Source organism: Bacillus sp. FSL K6-2839, from assembly GCF_038003365.1.
Taxonomy (GTDB): domain Bacteria; phylum Bacillota; class Bacilli; order Bacillales; family Bacillaceae; genus Bacillus.
The window spans coordinates 569,872-586,814 of record NZ_JBBOOZ010000001.1 but is presented as its reverse complement, the minus strand read 5'-3'; the positions used below and the strand labels follow the sequence as shown (position 1 = coordinate 586,814).

Below are 16,943 nucleotides of genomic sequence, written 5' to 3'. Positions count from 1 at the left end.
GCAAAAAGAGACTAAATACCTAAAAAAACCTTGAGCTTATTTTTCGCTCAAGGTCATTTCATTTACTAACAGCGGCTCTTTTATATCAAGCCCAGTACGTGCATTTCCTTTTTCTGATGATGTGACGCCTTTCTTCAGGTCGATCTTTTTCACATAGCGTCCATCCATCTCCAAGACCTTCATCCGAATATCATCAAGATAAATGGATTGTCCTTCTCGGATATCAATATTCTCTTTTAAGATTAACCCGCCTATTGTATCAATTTCTTCATCATGATATGACATTTCGATCAAATCTTGAACTTCATCTAATCTTACTTTGCCATCTAAAACATAATGATGATCGGCTCTTTTTTGAATAACCGGCTGCTCATCTTCATCGAATTCATCTCGAATATCTCCAACAATCTCTTCTAAAATATCTTCTGTTGTGACAAGTCCAGACGTTCCGCCATATTCGTCGGTTAAAATCGCCAAATGCATTCTATCGCGCTGCATCTTGACGAGAAGCTCCTGAATAGGAATCGTGTCAATGACCTCAATCACTGGATATATATAATCTTGAATCTTCAGTTGATCTTTTTCTCCTTGATACACAAGATCTGCAAAGAGCTGCTTTTTGTTCAGCATGCCGATGACATGGTCTTTATCCCCTGAAAACACGGGAAAGCGTGTATACTTTTCCTGCGTCATGATGGAGAGGATATCATCTAGCGGCATATCTTCTGGAATTGCACAAATTTCTCTCCGCGGTACCATGATCTCTCTGGCAATTCGATTATCAAAGTCGAAAATCTTGTTCATATAATTATATTCTGATGGGTTGATTTCCCCATTTTTTAAGCTCTCAGATAATAAAATCTTCAATTCCTCTTCAGAGTGGGAATGTTCTTTTTCAGACCCCATATCGATGCCCATCATTTTGGTTAGAACACGGGCTGACCCGTTTAACACATAAATGAAAGGGAACATCAGGATATAAAATGCATGCAGCGGGCCTGACAGCCAGAGCGTCATTTTTTCCGCCTTTTGAATCGCAAGCGTTTTTGGTGCAAGCTCACCGACGACTACATGCAAAAAGGTAATAATAGAGAACGCAAGTGTTGCTGAGATCAGGCTGATTGCTGAATCAGGAATGTTTGTCAAACCGAAACCTCGAACCAAAAGTTCTTTTACAGCCGGCTTACCAATCCACCCTAAACCAAGGGATGTCACTGTAATACCGAGCTGACAGGCTGACAAATATTCATCTAGCCTTGATGTCACCTTTTTCGCCACGATGGCCTTTTTGGACCCTTCGGCAACAAGTTGATTAATTCTTGAACTTCTCACCTTTACTATGGCAAATTCAGATGCAACAAAGAAAGCTGTTAAAGCAATCAAAACACCGACTATACTCAGATTAACAATATCGTCCATTTAACCTTGCTCTTTCTTAGAAGAACAAGGAGTCACCTCCTGATTGATGATGTTATATTTTGCAAAACGGTTAACTGATTAAATAAGACTACATTGAGGGCCCCACTTAACCACCTCCGGTTCACGTATAAATCCGCTTCTCTACATATATATGAAACGGTATTCATTTTATCTTACCATAAATAATCTGAAAATTCCTGTATCACTATGTTAAATTTGACAGGACAATCTAGACTGAGAAATCCCTCTCTAATGTTCATATCGGCAGGAAATATGAACAATTAACTTGTATTTCAGACTCGAATTATATTAAACTATTTTCATAAACTATAACGTGACGGTTAGGAGGAGATGTTCAGATGGGGCTGAGAAAAAGTATCGTATTGGTGAACTAGCACAGATTGCACAGGTGACGAAACGAACTGTAGATTATTATACAAATCTAGGTTTGCTTGCGCCTGTTAGATCTTGCTCAAATTATCGTTATTACGATGAACATGCTTTAAAACGATTACAATTAATCGTTCTTTGCAAACAGCAGAGATTGGCTCTTTCTGACATCAAATCCAGATTAGATGAACAATTCCCTTCTCAAAAGGAAGATCCTGATGAACTTGTCCATTTAACCTCTGATATCGATCGGATGAACGAGCATATGGACCGCATTTTGGTACGTTGTAAGCAGCTTCAGCCAGAACAACGTGAAAAATTAAAAGAGCAGCTTACACCTGAAAAGATGACGGCTGTCCAATCATTTTTACTGCTGTTAAGTTAAAATTTTTACTAAACAGGAGGTGTTACCTTCGTTCTCAAAGTCAGAACGAAGGCCTTAATTGGACATAGTTAATTTACTTATAGTTGCTTTGCTTATAGCTTTAACCGCATTTTTCGTAGCATCAGAGTTTGCGATCATTCGCTTAAGAAGCTCAAGAATTGATCAGTTAATCGCAGAAGGTAATAAAACAGCAGTTGCTGTCAAGCATGTCACGACTCACCTTGATGAGTATCTGTCGGCCTGTCAGCTCGGTATTACCATTACCGCCCTTGGTATTGGTTGGTTAGGGGAAGAAACAATTGCGCACATGCTTGCTCCACTATTTGTAGAGCTGTCCATTCCTCAATCAGCTAGTTCTATTGTCACTTTTATTATTGCGTTTAGTATTATGACGTTTTTACACGTTGTGGTTGGAGAACTTGCACCAAAAACACTCGCCATTCAAAAGGCGGAGCAAGTATCTCTTCTTTTTGCTAGACCGCTCATGATTTTTTACAAAGTGATGTTCCCGTTTATCTGGGTATTAAATGGATCTGCTCGTTTGTTAACAAAAGCGTTCGGTCTTCAGCAAGTTTCTGAGCATGACATGGCGCACTCTGAAGAAGAATTGCGGATTATTTTATCAGAGAGCTATAAAAGCGGCGAAATTAACCAGTCTGAATTCAAATATGTAAATAAAATTTTTGAATTTGATGACCGTCTGGCGAAAGAAATTATGATTCCTCGTACTGAAGTTGTCAGCTTCCCTCATGATATTACCATTGAGGAAATGCTGAAGGTGACCAAGGTAGAGAAATATACACGTTATCCAATTGAAGATGGCGATAAAGATAACATGATTGGTGTTCTAAACATTAAAGAGGTTCTCACTGCCTGCATTAGCGGTGAGTGTTCTACAAGTGATACAATCGAAAAGTTTGTCAACCCGATTATTCATGTGATTGAAACAGTTCCTGTACATGATTTATTGCTCAAAATGCAGCGTGAACGTGTACACATGGCGATTTTATCAGATGAATACGGCGGTACAGCAGGTCTTGTGACTGTAGAAGACATTCTTGAAGAAATCGTCGGTGAAATTCGTGATGAATTCGATATTGATGAAATCAACGAAGTTCGTAAACTTGGAGAAGACCATTACATCTTTGATGGAAAGGTTCTAGTTGACCAAGTCAACCTGCTCTTAGGTACGCAGCTAGATAACGAAGAGGTCGATACGATCGGCGGATGGTTCCTTACACAGAAATATGAAGTTGAGAAAAATGACACCATTCGTGAACAAGGCTATGAATTTATCATTAATGAAGTCGATGGACACCATGTGGTATATATCGAAGTCAAAAAGTTAAATGAACAATTAGCAGAAGCCGCTGAAGAAGGCGCTTCTTAAGAAAAAAACGACCCTTGCCAAAGCAAGCGGTCGTTTTTCTTACGCCTTTTCCATTAATTGAGCTTCAAGTTCTTTAATTCTCGTGTTTAATACTTCCGTCATGGCACCTAACCGTTCTTTTGGCGGCAGATGCTCAAATTCTGACTGCTCAATCGGTTCACCGATAATTAAGCGCATTTTCCCCTTTTTGAAAAGACTTTTCGCATTGGACGGTCCTTTGTACGCTGCTGGAACGATTGGCGCTTTACCGAGCTGGGCAATGGTGACCGCACCTCTTTTTAAAGGTACATCCTCTGTTGTACGTGTTCCGCTTGGAAAAATCCCGACGATCTTTCCCTCTTTTAATAATTTAATGGGCGTTTTAATACTGCTTGGCCCAGGATTCTCTCGATCAACTGGAAAGGCATGAATCTTCTTTAAAAATCCACCGATCCATTTATTTGCAAACAATTCTTTTTTCGACATGTAGTGGATCTCAAACGGAAGAATCCCTGCGCCTAATGCAAGAACATCCACAAAACCCTCATGTGTACATGCAATGACAAACCCCCGATCCGTTGGCAGATTCTCTTTTTGATATACTTTGATTCCGCCTCGGAGAGAAAATAATACTTTGATGGTATAGCCTGAAAATTTATACATAGTGCACTTCCTTTGTTTGAAGAATGAAGGATTTGTTTCTATTATAACAAATTTTTTATTACCTGGTACTAAAAATTTCATGAAACAGCCAAACCATCACATCATTTTTCGTTAAGAATCACCGGTCTTTCTGTATCCAGGTCCATGGTTTTAGGAGAGAATAGAAGAGGAATTGTGTCCAATTTTGTCGTTTTTTAAGGTTTTTTCCTGATTTGTTCTATTGAAAATGCTTTATAAATGGCGTAAATTTCGCTATGATAAGGAGAAATGATTTTGATTCGGCGAAAGAGATGAGTAATGTACGGTATTGAGAAGTTTCGTGCAACTTTATGCCTTTCTTATGCGTGTATAACATAGAGGGGAGAAAAATCAGTGACGATCGATGAAATTTATCAAATGTATATGAACGATGTTTACAGGTTTCTGCTCTCCATGACAAAAGACAAACATTTGGCAGAAGACTTATTGCAGGAAACCTTTATGCGTGCTTATATACATATTCATTCCTACGACCATAGCAAAGTGAAACCTTGGTTATTTCAGGTGGCACGAAATGCTTTTATTGATTATGTCAGGAAACATAAAAAAGAAGTGACCATATCGGATGATCTAATTGGCGGCCTTTTACAAACGTCTGTACAAAGCCCTGCTGAACAGGTTGAAATAAAAGAAGTCCTCAACATGTATTTAGAGCAGCTTCCAGATAACTACAAGGAAGCGTTGACATTGTATTATTTAAAAGAACTGAATTACAAGGAAGCATCCAAGGTCATGAATATTACTGAAGCAAATTTTAAAAGTGTTTTATTTCGTGCAAGGCAGCGCCTAAAAGCACTTTACAACAGAGGTGTTAATGATGAATGAAGAGTTTAACAAGCGATGGGAACAATATAATAATGGTGAGATGAACGAGGAAGAAATGATGGCGTTTGAAGAAGAACTTGAAGAAAACGAAAAACGCTTAAGTCAGGAACTGAACGACTCGGATTGGACAGATTTTTCCATCAGTCCTGAAAAGCAAAAAGCCATCTTACAATACGGAAAAAGAAAGTCTTATTTACGGATTTCCGTGCTTGCTGTCATATCGACACTCATTATTTTACCGCTTTGTACATTAGGAAGTTATCTATACTACGGTGTGGGCGGAGCAGAGAGCAAAGGGAATCACTTCATGGAAACAGCCGCTGTCACCGTCGCTTTGACGAAACCAAACGTGGCGATTGATATGAAGGATTTAAAAGGCCAAGTCAAGCTTTTTGGGATGAACACCGAATTGAAGCTGCAAAAACAAATTGGCAATAAAACAGAAGCCATTGGCAGTGAACAAATCGAGATGTTTTTCGATAAATTAAAGCAGCCTACCATCTCTTATTATGGTGACAGCGCACGCGATACGGAGGATTTCTTTACCCATCCTTCGGCGCAGCCAGATGCATCAAAAAAACAAACACTCACTACTTTAGACAAGCTTCCTGAAGGAACAGTCAGTGAAGTGTATGTATCCTATGACAAAGCTTATACACCAAAGGACGTTTATTCCTTTGCTAAAAAATATGATATGAAAGTGCTCTGGAATGCGATTAAAACAGAGGATTCATTAAGCGGGAATCAGCGGCCAATCGGCTTCCCTGGGAAAGACTCTGAATTCTTAAAAGAGCTTCAGCACACATCAAAAACAGAGGTAGATCAATTTAAAGATGCCCTTGCTTATGTCGATCAGCACCCAACCTGGGCAAAAACGATCTCTGGCAGACCTGAACTGGATCTGTCAAACCGAATACGCTATATCAACCAAAATGGTGTCACGATTTATGGCTCTGTGATCACAGGTCCTTCGAAAGAAATCGAGAAATTTGTGAAGACAAAACGCATTAAAACGGCAAAAGTGAGCGAGGTGGAATTATGGAATTGGTAAGAATTTTTAAAGAGCATAATGTATTTGGCTGGATTTCCGTCGGTACAGCGATATTATCCCTGCTCATGCTGAACCTCGCCATTATCAGCAACGTGACATTTTATTCTTTTCAGATGCTTCCTTTTGCAATGGCCGCAGTTCCATTTGGCATTATTGAACTGTTCATTAAAAAAGGCCGTACGGGCCCAGGGTTCCTTGGTGTCGTACTGAATATCTTTGTTATTGTTTGTGTCTACACCATCGTATCGATCGATGTCGATCTTCAATTAGGTTTTTAAATCTCATTAGATGAATAGCCAGTGTTACTTGACTTACGCCAAGCAGCACTGGCTTTTTGGTATTTTCTTAAATATACCCAACGGTAAGTCTACAGCGCAAATAAAAAAAGACTGCTTCATAAGCAGTCTCTTAGAATAAATTAGTTCACAAATGTTTTCGCTCCAAGGTAAATCGGCTTCCAGTAGCTTGAATTCATATTACTGATCGTCACACCATCAGAAGCAGCATGAATAAACTTGTTGTTCCCAATGTAGACACCCATGTGAGATGGACCCGATTTATATGTTGTAAAGAACACAAAATCGCCAACCTTTGGTGTTGATACGCTTTTCATTGATCCCCAGAAACCTTCAGTTGTTTGTCTTGAAATCTTTTTTTGTTTGTTAATGATATACCACATAAACCCGCTGCAATCAAAGCCCTTTGGTGTCGTTCCACCCCATCTATATGGTGTGCCATTGTGCGCTTTAGCATCTGCTACAAGCTTAGACGTGTTTAAAGAAGAAGCAGAAACTGTTTTTTCTTTAACAGGTGTTGTCTTCACTTTTTTAGATGTCTTTTTGACCTTTAGCTTTTGCCCAATTTTGATAAGGTTTGATTTGAGTTTATTTAACGATTTCAGCTCTTTTACAGTCATGCCGTACTTTTTGCCGATTTTAGATAATGTATCACCTTTAACAACTTTATGAGTAGCTGTCGCTGACGCCGCTTTTACTTTTGTTGTTTTTGATGTTTTCGTAGTTTTTTTTGAGGAAGTACCATTTACTTTTAAAGTTTGTCCAACATAAATCGTGTTAGATTTCAGCTTATTGTCTGATTTAATCTTGCTCACACTTGTTTTGTATTTTTTCGCTAAAACAGAAAGAGAGTCACCTTTTTGAACTTTTACTGATTGTGCTGAGGCAGCTCCGGCAAATAATGTCGTCCCAAGTAGAACTGCACTTGCAGCTGTGATCAATTGTTTTTTCATTTGTTCCTCCTGTATGTATCTATCGTGATCCGCATTTTATCTACTTACTATTATAAGGATCAAATACCAGAAGAAATAGTCTTGACTTCCTACGACATTATGCTTATTAATTCGGCAAAATTTATTTTTTTTTAGGGTTCTTTATATTTCATTTTCATTACACAATCATGACAAAATAAACGCATCTTGTCATGGATAAATGATACATTCATTTCTCTTTTTGGTCCATTCTATGTAAAGTGGACCTTTACAATTTTAAAGTGAACTTTACGATCCTGTAAATGGGAATCCACAATTCTGCTCTACCATTGTAAACGTAAGAGCGATACATAAACAATGAGGAGGCAAAATGAATGAGTGTGTTGAAAAGCTCGAAAGCGAAAATCGCTGCAGTGGCGGCAGCATCTATGCTATCGATTGGCATTTTTTCAGGGATTGAATTTGGACAGGCTGACAAAGCAGAGGCTAAAAAGAAGCAAAAAAATGACGTGAAAAATGTGATCGTGCTGATCGGGGATGGCATGGGAACACCGTATCTTTCAACTTACCGTTCATTTAAACACAACGGAGACCTTTCAAAACAAACAGCGTTTGACCCTTACCTCACTGGCATGCACAAAACATACCCTAACGACTCTAAAAGCAATATCACCGATTCTGCCGCAGCTGGTACAGCTATGGCAACTGGTAAAAAGACTTACAACAATGCGATCGGTGTAAATAAAAACGGCAAAAAATTAAAAACAGTTCTAGAAGAAGCAAAACGGAAGGGAAAATCTACAGGTCTTGTCGTGACCTCTGAATTAACAAATGCCACTCCTGCTGCGTATGCGGCTCACGATGTATCGAGAAAAAACACAGCAGCCATCGCTGATGATTTCTTCGATGAAAAAATCAGAAAACAGCATACAGTCGATGTCATGCTTGGCGGAGGTCTTGTCGATTTTGTCCGGAAGGATCGTGATTTGACGAAGGAATTCAAGCAAGCCGGATATGATTATGTCACCAATAAAGATGCCTTACAAAAAAACAAAAATCAAAAGGTGTTAGGCATTTTTGCTGATGGTGGTCTTGATAAAGCGATTGATCGTGATAAAAAGACCCCATCCCTGCAAGACATGACGTCCTCAGCCATTAAACAGCTGTCTAAAAACAAAAAAGGGTTTTTCCTTATGGTCGAAGGCAGTCAAATTGACTGGGCTGGACATGATCATGATATTGTCAGTGCAATGAGCGAAATGAAGGATTTTGAAAAAGCATTTGAAGAAGCCATTCGTTTTGCAAAAAAGGATAAAAATACGTTAGTCATCACCACTGCCGATCATTCAACTGGCGGACTCTCCTTCGGGGCAGACGGCTCGGGCAGCTGGGATTACAAACCGGTAAAAGCAGCGAAAAAGACACCTGATTTTATCGCAAACAAAATCGTCAGTGGCATGACTGTTGAATCAGCGCTGAAACAATACATCGATCTTGATTTCACAAAAGAAGAAATGGCCTCCATTCAAAAGGCCGCTGAAACAAAGGATGCTGTTAAAATTGATGATGCGATTGAAGAAGTGATCAACGTGAGATCACATACAGGCTGGACAACATCAGGTCATACGGGTGATGAAGTTCCATTCTTTGCATACGGACCATCCAGTCAAAAACTAAAAGGGCTGATGGAAAATACAGATCAGGCTAAACATATCTTTAAATTACTTAATCATCAATAAGACAAAAATCTTTGTAAGAGCAGGTGCACTAAGTACCTGCTCTTTTTATTGTTCAATCTTCCAGGAAAAATTCTGAAAATAAAGATATTGACAAATTGTTTATTTGTCTTACAATAAAACAAAAGGGTTTTTGGTAGCGCTTATCTTTCTTTTTAACAATTCACTTCACAGGAGGTTTTTAACCATGATTCAAGATAGAAAAGCACCAGAAGGCATATTAGGGTTTCCTATTGCCCCTTTTCAAGCAAATGGACAGCTCTCCGAGGAAGCACTATTTCAAAACATTCAATTCTTACTAGACGAAGGGCTTGATGCCATTTTTATTGCTTGTGGGTCGGGAGAATTCCAGTCTATTAGTCAAAAAGAATACGAGCAAATGATTGATGTGGCACTGGCAGCTGCCGGTGGTAAAGTCCCTGTTTATTCAGGAGTTGGCGGAAATTTAAATACTGCCCTGGAATGGGCGAGAATTTCCGAGGAAAAAGGCGTTGATGGTTACTTATTACTCCCTCCCTATTTAATTCATGGAGAACAAGAAGGACTATATGAATACGCCAAAACCATTATGGAAAGTACAAACTTAAATGCCATCTTGTATCAACGAGATAATGCTGTTCTCTCAGTGCAGCAAATCAAACGGCTCACTACTTTTGAACAGCTTGTTGGTGTAAAAGATGGGGTCGGTGATATGGATTTAAACGTGAACCTTTCCTATACGATAGGCGACAGGCTCAGCTATCTAAATGGATTGCCTATGGCAGAGGTCACAATGCCGGCTTACTTACCGATTGGTTTTCATTCCTATTCCTCCGCCATTTCAAACTATATCCCTCACATCTCAAGAATGTTTTATCACGCACTGAAGACTGGTGATCAGGAAATGGTCAAGGACATATACACAAGTGTAATTTTACCGATTAACCGGATTCGTCAACAGAGAAAGGGCTATGCTGTCTCATTAATTAAAGCTGGCATGAACATCATGGGGCATGCTGTCCGCAATTCAGCAAGACCACCTGTTGTCCCTGTAGAGAAAGAACACTATCAAGAACTAGAGAGCATTTTGCAGCACGCAATGGAACGCTTCCCTAAAAAAGCGGCTGTGAATTAACAATAGAAAGGAGATCATATTATGTCCATTTCAGTGAAACAAAAAACGTACTTCAATTATGTCAATGGTGAATGGGTAAAGGCTTCGACAGGAGAAGTGATCCCCATCCAGAATCCTGCCGACAAAGAAGAGGCCGTTGGATATGTACAGCGCTCAAGCCTTGAAGATGTGAACGCAGCTATCACTGCAGCACATGAAGCAAAGACAGCGTGGCGAGATTTATCAGGTGCAGAACGAGGACAATATCTTTATAGAGCAGCTGATTTGCTAGAGGAACGTCTCGATGACATTGCAGTCACTGCTGTAAAAGAAATGGGTAAAACACTTCCGGAGGCAAAAGGAGAAGCGGCACGCGGTGTGGCCATCCTGCGTTACTATGCCGGCGAAGGGATGCGAAAAGAAGGAGATGTCATTCCTTCTACTGATCGAGAAGCACTCATGTTCACTAAAAGGGTTCCATTAGGTGTTGTAGGCGTCATCTCTCCTTGGAATTTCCCTATTGCCATCCCTATTTGGAAAATGGCACCTGCACTCATTTATGGCAACACGGTCGTCATTAAACCTGCGACAGAAACTGCGGCTACTTGCGCAAAAATCATGGCCTGCTTTGCAGATGCTCATCTCCCAAAGGGAGTAGTCAATATGGTAACAGGGTCGGGAGCTGTTGTAGGTCAAGGAATGATTGAACATCCAAATATCCAAGGGATTACATTTACTGGATCCAATGCAACTGGTAAAGCTATCGGTCAAAAAGCCTTTGAACGAGGCATCAAGTATCAGCTTGAAATGGGCGGGAAAAACCCCGTTATTGTAGCCAATGATGCGGATCTTAATCTTGCGGTGGAAGCCACCATTACAGGAGCTTTCCGGTCAACAGGACAAAAATGTACAGCAACGAGCCGAGTCATTGTCCAAGAAGACATCTATGATGCCTTTAAAGAAAAGCTGCTTCAAAAGACGCAGGAAATCACTATAGGGGACAGTTTAAAAAAAGACGTATGGATGGGTCCAATCGCAAGCAAACAACAGCTTGATCAATGCCTTTCCTATATTGAAACAGGAAAAAAAGAAGGAGCTACCCTTCTCTTTGGCGGGGAACCATTAACAGATGGTGATTATCAGAATGGCTATTATATAGAGCCTGCCATTTTTGAACATGTCACCTCAGACATGACCATCGCTCAAGAAGAAATATTTGGGCCAGTCATTGCTTTAATCAAAGTGGGAGATATAAATGAAGCATTTCACATTGCCAATGATGTGGTATTTGGCTTAAGCGCTTCTATTTTCACACAAAACATCGGCCGTATGCTGACCTTTATTCAGAATATCCAAGCAGGACTCATTAGAATTAATGCAGAAAGTGCAGGAGTAGAATTACAGGCTCCATTTGGTGGAATGAAACAATCAAGCTCTCATTCTCGTGAACAAGGAGAAGCGGCAAAGGAATTTTTCACAGCCATTCAAACGGTTTTCATTAAATCGTAAATTTGAAGCATTTGAGAGGGCACCTGCCCTCCTCAATTCTCTATTTAGAAAAGGAGAAGAAATTATGATAAATAAACTCTTCCATGCTTCACAAACTGATAAAAAAACCTCTGTCCGCTGGTTTATCGTCTTCATGCTGTTTCTTGTCACTTCTGTCAATTATGCGGATCGTGCTACCCTATCGATTGCTGGAGATTCTGTTCAGCATGATCTTGGTCTTAGCTCTATTTCAATGGGTTATGTCTTTTCTGCTTTTGGCTGGGCATATGTCATTGGCCAACTGCCTGGCGGTTATTTATTAGATAAATTTGGCTCTAAAATTGTCATTGCCTGCAGCATTTTCTTTTGGTCTTTGTTTACATTGCTTCAAGGTGCCATAGGTTTTTTTACAGCAGGTACTGCGATTATTCTTCTTTTTTCCCTGAGATTCTTAGTAGGGCTGGCTGAAGCTCCTTCTTTCCCAGGAAATAGTCGTGTAGTAGCTGCATGGTTTCCTAGTTCTGAACGTGGAACAGCTTCTGCTTTCTTTAACTCAGCTCAGTATTTTGCGCTTGTCATTTTCTCCCCTATAATGGGCTGGCTTACACATTCTTTAGGATGGCATTCTGTTTTTATTGTCATGGGCATTCTCGGTATCTTGTTGTCTATTCTTTGGTTAAAAACGGTCTATAACCCAAAACAGCACCCGAAAATTAATGCAGCAGAGCTTGACTACATTTCAAAAGGCGGGGCTTTGACCTCAATGGACGATGAAAAGAGCCAGCAAAACAAAGAACCAAAATGGCCATACGTGAAACAATTACTTTCAAATCGGATGTTAATCGGCGTTTACATTGCTCAATATTGTATTACCACCCTCACTTATTTTTTCTTAACGTGGTTTCCCGTGTATCTTGTTCAAGCAAAAGGAATGTCCATTCTCGAAGCAGGTTTTGTTGCTTCCCTGCCAGCTCTCTTCGGTTTTTTAGGCGGGATTCTTGGCGGCTTGTTATCCGATTTTTTATTAAAAAGAGGGAACTCGCTTACTTTCGCACGAAAGACACCGATTATTATAGGCATGTTTCTTTCATGCAGTATGATTATATGCAACTATACAGAATCTTCTTGGATTGTTGTTGCGATTATGTCGCTTGCTTTCTTTGGAAAAGGATTTGGGGCACTTGGCTGGGCCGTTGTATCAGATACCTCTCCAAAGGAATGTGCGGGTTTAAGCGGCGGTTTATTTAATACCTTTGGCAACATTGCGTCTATTACAACCCCCATTATCATTGGATATATTGTAAATGCGACAGGCTCTTTCAGTGGTGCGCTCGTCTTTGTCGGAAGTAATGCCGTCATTGCGATCTTAAGTTATTTATTCCTTGTGGGTCCCATTAAACGTGTGAAGCTAAAAGAACCCCCTTCCAATCCACCGGCCCCAGTTCCATCAAGTTCAATTTGAAAACGTTTTATATAAAGGAGGATGCATATGAATCAACACTTAAAAGAAGTGAAAAAAGAACGAACAACCAATCTCCCTTACATTACTGACATGAAGGTGATTCCTGTTGCAGGCCATGACAGTATGCTTTTGAATCTAAGCGGAGCGCATGGACCTTTTTTCACAAGAAATGTTGTGATCTTAACCGATAGCAGTGGTCGTCAAGGAGTCGGCGAAGTTCCCGGCGGTGAAAACATTCGTCAAACACTTGAAAATGCCGCCAGACTTGTCCTCCAAAAACCAATTGGGCAACATCATGCCATCCTGCAATCGGTACAGCATACATTTCAAGACCTCGATACAGGCGGTAGAGGCAATCAAACTTTTGACTTTCGGACAACAATACATGCAGTTACAGCGATAGAAGCTGCTTTGCTGGATTTATTAGGTCAATTTTTAGAAGAACCGGTTTCTTCTTTATTAGGAACCGGTCAACATAGACAGGAAGTTGACATGCTTGGGTATTTATTTTACATAGGGGATCAGATGAAAACCCCTCTCCCCTATTTGAAAGAAGATCATTCATCTTGCAGCTGGTTCCGGCTTAGGCGTCAAAAAGCACTAAGAACGATGGACATTGTCCGTTTGGCTGAAGCGGCTTATGAACGCTATGGATTTCAGGATTTTAAGTTAAAAGGTGGCGTCTTTTCTGGAGAAGAAGAGATGGAAGCTGTAGAATCTCTTTCAAAACGTTTTCCAAATGCCCGTATCACACTTGACCCTAATGGAGCTTGGTCTCTTGATGAGGCCATTCAGCTTTGCAAAGGAAAACAACATCTGCTTGCATATGCAGAAGATCCATGTGGAGCAGAAGACGGATTCTCATCCAGAGAAATTATGGCCGAATTCAAACGAGCTACAGGAATTCAAGTGGCTACGAATATGATCGCAACTGATTTCCGTCAGTTGTCACATGCGATCCAATTACATGCGGTTGATATTCCACTGGCGGACCCACATTTTTGGACAATGGAAGGTTCGGTCAGAGTAGCTCAAACGTGTCATGATACCGGCTTGACCTGGGGATCGCACTCTAACAATCATTTTGATATATCCCTGGCCATGTTTACACACGTTGCCGCTGCCGCACCAGGTCATATAACAGCCATTGATACCCACTGGATATGGCAAGACGGACAGCAATTAACCAAGAACCCACTTTCAATCAAAGAAGGTCGTATAAAAGTGCCTCAAGAACCTGGGCTGGGTATTCAAATTGATATAGAAAAGCTAGAGGAGGCCAACCGTTTATATGAACAAATGAAGCTTGGTGCAAGAAATGATGCCATTCAGATGCAATATCTCATCGATGGCTGGACATTCGATCCGAAAAAACCGTGTTTAATTCGGTAGTTTGACTGTAAATGATTGTGTTCCCCTTCATTTTGTCTTACAATTGAACAACTGAAGGGGGAGAATGACTCGTGAATGAAAGCATAGATGAACTAAAATTTGAAACTGTTAATCGAAAAACATTAGCAAAACAAGTCATTGAACGTATCGTTCATTTATTGTCTAGCGGGCAATTAAAAGCTGGTGACAAACTGCCGACAGAAATGGAACTAATGGAAATTCTATCAGTAAGCCGTCCTGTACTGCGCGAGGCTTTAAGTTCTCTTGAAACATTAGGTGTCATCACAAGGAAAACTCGAGGCGGCACATACTTTAATGATAAAATTAGCAACCAGCCTTTTTCTGTAATGCTCGCACTGGCTCAAGATAATTTACCAGCCATTATAGAGGCTCGAATGGTACTAGAACTAGGCCTTGTCACCATTGCTGCTGAGAAGATCAGTGAAGAAGAATTAAAAAAATTAGAAAAAACCATTGAAATGATAGAGAAAAGTACAGATAACAACTATGGTGAAGCGGATAAAGAATTCCACCGGATTATTGCCTTAAGTGCAAACAATCCCGTTGTTGAAGGTATGATTCAGGCGCTTTTAGTATCACATGCCAAAATTGACAGTCAAATTCCTTATCGAGAAAAAAAAGTGACCGTTAATTATCATCGGAAAATTTATGAAGCGCTTCGACTTAGAGACCCATATCAAGCACACTTCCATATGCATGAACATTTGAAGTTTGTACGTGATAAAATTTTAAAAGGGTTAAATCAAACGCCATGATGTGGAAGCGGATATGCTTCCTCTCCTCTAAAATGATAACGCTTTCGAAGGAGTGATCTCTTGAATCAAAAGGCACAGGAAGCACCCCTATATATTCAAGTAAGCCCAAAGGATAATGTGGCAATCATCGTTAATGATGGTGGATTACCAGCTGGCACTGTCTTTTCGAGTGGATTGTCGTTAACCGACCGAATCCCTCAAGGGCATAAAGTAGCACTTAAGACTATAGAACAGCATGCTCCAATTATCCGATATGGTGAAATCATTGGGTACGCTAACGAAACCATCCTGCAAGGAGGTTGGGTGAAAGAGCAGCTTGTTCAAATGCCAGCCCCTCCTCCTTTAGAAGAATTATCATGCAAAACATACAGCGGCTCTCCTCTTAAAAAGCTGGATGGCTATGAATTTGAGGGCTACCGAAATTCAGATGATTCTGTTGGTACTAAAAATATTCTCGGAATTACAACAAGCGTGCAATGTGTCGTGGGGGTTCTTGACTACGCCGTCAAAAAAATCAAGGAAGAGCTGCTGCCGAAATATCCAAATGTCGATGACGTTATTCCCCTCCACCATCAGTACGGCTGCGGTGTAGCCATTCATGCACCAGATGCGTTCATTCCCATCAGAACCATCCAAAACCTAGCCACACATCCAAACTTTGGAGGAGAGGTGCTGATCATTGGATTAGGCTGCGAAAAACTCGTACCTTCACGCATCGTCTCAGAAGATCAGCAACACGATATTTTAACCTTACAAGAAGAATCAGGCTTTTCTTCAATGATTACCTCCATTATGAAGGCTGCAGAGAACAAACTAATGAAACTCAATGGACGGACGCGCGTCCCATGTCCTGTATCGGATTTAGTGGTGGGCTTACAATGCGGAGGAAGCGATGCATTCTCAGGTGTAACGGCAAACCCTGCCGTTGGATATGCAGCAGATCTTCTTGTCAGAGCAGGCGCAACCGTTCTTTTTTCCGAAGTGACAGAAGTGCGGGATGCCATTCACCTATTAACACCAAGGGCTGTTAATGAAAAAACGAGGCAGGCACTTATACGGGAAATGAATTGGTATGACAATTATTTAAACAGAGGGCAGGCAGATAGAAGTGCAAATCCTTCCCCAGGAAATAAAAAAGGCGGTTTATCCAATGTCGTAGAAAAGGCTCTTGGCTCTATCGTCAAATCTGGCACAAGTCCAATATCTGGTGTGATTGGGCCTGGTGAGAAAGCAGCCACCAAGGGATTAATATTTGCTGCTACGCCGGCAAGCGATTTTGTCTGCGGGACACTGCAGCTCGCCTCTGGCATGAATTTGCAAATTTTCACAACAGGCAGAGGGACTCCATACAGTCTAGCAGCTGCACCCGTAGTAAAAGTGTCTACGAGAACCAGCTTACAGACACAGTGGCCAGATCTTATTGATTTTGATGCAGGCCGTATTGCAACTGGAGAAGCAACAATTGAGGAAGTGGGTACAGATATATTTCACTATATATTAGATGTCGCCAGCGGCAGGAAAGAAACATGGGCCGATCATTGGGGGATTTATAATGATCTGTGCCTATTTAACCCAGCCCCAGTCACATAAAAGAAGATGTCCGTTTTAGGACATCTTTTCTTTTGAT

Annotated in this window: 15 protein-coding genes; 12 read left to right on the top strand and 3 right to left on the bottom strand. The window is 40.6% G+C overall.

Annotated elements, in window-relative coordinates; translation table 11 throughout:
• Positions 1-36 precede the first annotated feature (36 nt).
• Positions 37-1,419 carry a hemolysin family protein gene (locus tag MHH26_RS02670; protein ID WP_034663680.1) on the bottom strand — a complete coding sequence of 461 codons (1,383 nt, stop codon included), beginning with the start codon at positions 1,417-1,419 and terminating at the stop codon, positions 37-39.
• Between the two features lie 334 nt (positions 1,420-1,753).
• Here MHH26_RS02670 and MHH26_RS02665 point away from each other — a divergent pair, with 334 nt between their 5' ends.
• Both MHH26_RS02665 and MHH26_RS02660 read left to right on the top strand, forming a co-directional pair.
• Positions 1,754-2,194, top strand: coding sequence for a MerR family transcriptional regulator (locus MHH26_RS02665; protein ID WP_034620022.1), 441 nt, complete (start codon positions 1,754-1,756; stop codon positions 2,192-2,194).
• Between the two features lie 58 nt (positions 2,195-2,252).
• Entirely contained in the window at positions 2,253-3,584 is a 1,332-nt protein-coding gene (locus tag MHH26_RS02660; RefSeq protein ID WP_012009419.1) for a hemolysin family protein, read from the top strand.
• A gap of 39 nt (positions 3,585-3,623) precedes the next feature.
• Here the strand turns inward: MHH26_RS02660 and MHH26_RS02655 are convergent, their stop codons facing one another.
• Entirely contained in the window at positions 3,624-4,226 is a 603-nt protein-coding gene (locus MHH26_RS02655) for a lysophospholipid acyltransferase family protein (RefSeq protein WP_034663683.1), read from the bottom strand.
• A gap of 372 nt (positions 4,227-4,598) precedes the next feature.
• Between MHH26_RS02655 and MHH26_RS02650 the strand changes: the two genes are divergently transcribed.
• Genes MHH26_RS02650 through MHH26_RS02640 form a run of 3 tightly spaced genes read left to right on the top strand, consistent with a single transcriptional unit; the run spans position 4,599 to position 6,419 of the window.
• On the top strand, positions 4,599-5,090 hold the full coding sequence (locus MHH26_RS02650; RefSeq protein ID WP_003211938.1) for a sigma-70 family RNA polymerase sigma factor: 492 nt from the start codon (positions 4,599-4,601) through the stop codon (positions 5,088-5,090).
• The gene (locus MHH26_RS02645; protein WP_034663685.1) at positions 5,083-6,141 is read left to right on the top strand and encodes an anti-sigma factor; all 1,059 of its coding nucleotides are present in this window, start codon (positions 5,083-5,085) and stop codon (positions 6,139-6,141) included. Before MHH26_RS02650 ends, MHH26_RS02645 begins: the two co-directional genes overlap by 8 nt.
• Positions 6,129-6,419 carry a hypothetical protein gene (locus MHH26_RS02640; protein WP_034663689.1) on the top strand — a complete coding sequence of 97 codons (291 nt, stop codon included), beginning with the start codon at positions 6,129-6,131 and terminating at the stop codon, positions 6,417-6,419. The genes MHH26_RS02645 and MHH26_RS02640 overlap by 13 nt, the downstream gene beginning before the upstream one ends.
• Positions 6,420-6,559: 140 nt before the next feature.
• Here the strand turns inward: MHH26_RS02640 and MHH26_RS02635 are convergent, their stop codons facing one another.
• Positions 6,560-7,390, bottom strand: a complete 831-nt coding sequence (locus tag MHH26_RS02635; RefSeq protein WP_307499379.1) for a C40 family peptidase — start codon at positions 7,388-7,390, stop codon at positions 6,560-6,562.
• A gap of 353 nt (positions 7,391-7,743) precedes the next feature.
• On the opposite strand from MHH26_RS02635, the gene MHH26_RS02630 reads away from it, so the two are divergent.
• The 7 genes from MHH26_RS02630 to garD all read left to right on the top strand — a co-directional run bounded on the left by MHH26_RS02630 (position 7,744) and on the right by garD (position 16,906).
• Positions 7,744-9,108, top strand: coding sequence for an alkaline phosphatase (locus tag MHH26_RS02630; RefSeq protein ID WP_340972203.1), 1,365 nt, complete (start codon positions 7,744-7,746; stop codon positions 9,106-9,108).
• 184 nt (positions 9,109-9,292) lie between these two features.
• On the top strand, positions 9,293-10,219 hold the full coding sequence (kdgD, locus tag MHH26_RS02625; protein WP_106037892.1) for a 5-dehydro-4-deoxyglucarate dehydratase: 927 nt from the start codon (positions 9,293-9,295) through the stop codon (positions 10,217-10,219).
• A gap of 21 nt (positions 10,220-10,240) precedes the next feature.
• On the top strand, positions 10,241-11,707 hold the full coding sequence (gucD, locus tag MHH26_RS02620; protein WP_106037893.1) for an alpha-ketoglutaric semialdehyde dehydrogenase GucD: 1,467 nt from the start codon (positions 10,241-10,243) through the stop codon (positions 11,705-11,707).
• 64 nt (positions 11,708-11,771) lie between these two features.
• Positions 11,772-13,148: an MFS transporter gene (locus MHH26_RS02615; protein WP_307499377.1), complete on the top strand. Its 1,377-nt coding sequence runs from the start codon at positions 11,772-11,774 to the stop codon at positions 13,146-13,148.
• Between the two features lie 21 nt (positions 13,149-13,169).
• Positions 13,170-14,540: an enolase C-terminal domain-like protein gene (locus MHH26_RS02610; protein WP_370876220.1), complete on the top strand. Its 1,371-nt coding sequence runs from the start codon at positions 13,170-13,172 to the stop codon at positions 14,538-14,540.
• A gap of 71 nt (positions 14,541-14,611) precedes the next feature.
• A complete protein-coding gene (locus tag MHH26_RS02605; protein ID WP_034663709.1) occupies positions 14,612-15,316 on the top strand; it encodes a FadR/GntR family transcriptional regulator in 705 nt (234 codons plus the stop codon).
• Between the two features lie 60 nt (positions 15,317-15,376).
• Positions 15,377-16,906, top strand: coding sequence for a galactarate dehydratase (gene garD, locus MHH26_RS02600; RefSeq protein WP_340972194.1), 1,530 nt, complete (start codon positions 15,377-15,379; stop codon positions 16,904-16,906).
• The last annotated feature ends 37 nt before the right edge of the window (positions 16,907-16,943 follow it).

What these genes read in the sequence shown, in the direction of transcription:
- MHH26_RS02670 (WP_034663680.1), bottom strand. Translation starts at nt 1,419, where the DNA reads ATGGACGATATTGTTAATCTGAGTATAGTCGGTGTTTTGATTGCTTTA.
- MHH26_RS02655 (WP_034663683.1), bottom strand. Translation starts at nt 4,226, where the DNA reads ATGTATAAATTTTCAGGCTATACCATCAAAGTATTATTTTCTCTCCGA.
- MHH26_RS02645 (WP_034663685.1), top strand. Translation starts at nt 5,083, where the DNA reads ATGAATGAAGAGTTTAACAAGCGATGGGAACAATATAATAATGGTGAG.
- MHH26_RS02640 (WP_034663689.1), top strand. Translation starts at nt 6,129, where the DNA reads ATGGAATTGGTAAGAATTTTTAAAGAGCATAATGTATTTGGCTGGATT.
- MHH26_RS02635 (WP_307499379.1), bottom strand. Translation starts at nt 7,390, where the DNA reads ATGAAAAAACAATTGATCACAGCTGCAAGTGCAGTTCTACTTGGGACG.
- MHH26_RS02630 (WP_340972203.1), top strand. Translation starts at nt 7,744, where the DNA reads ATGAGTGTGTTGAAAAGCTCGAAAGCGAAAATCGCTGCAGTGGCGGCA.
- kdgD (WP_106037892.1), top strand. Translation starts at nt 9,293, where the DNA reads ATGATTCAAGATAGAAAAGCACCAGAAGGCATATTAGGGTTTCCTATT.
- gucD (WP_106037893.1), top strand. Translation starts at nt 10,241, where the DNA reads ATGTCCATTTCAGTGAAACAAAAAACGTACTTCAATTATGTCAATGGT.
- MHH26_RS02615 (WP_307499377.1), top strand. Translation starts at nt 11,772, where the DNA reads ATGATAAATAAACTCTTCCATGCTTCACAAACTGATAAAAAAACCTCT.
- MHH26_RS02610 (WP_370876220.1), top strand. Translation starts at nt 13,170, where the DNA reads ATGCATATGAATCAACACTTAAAAGAAGTGAAAAAAGAACGAACAACC.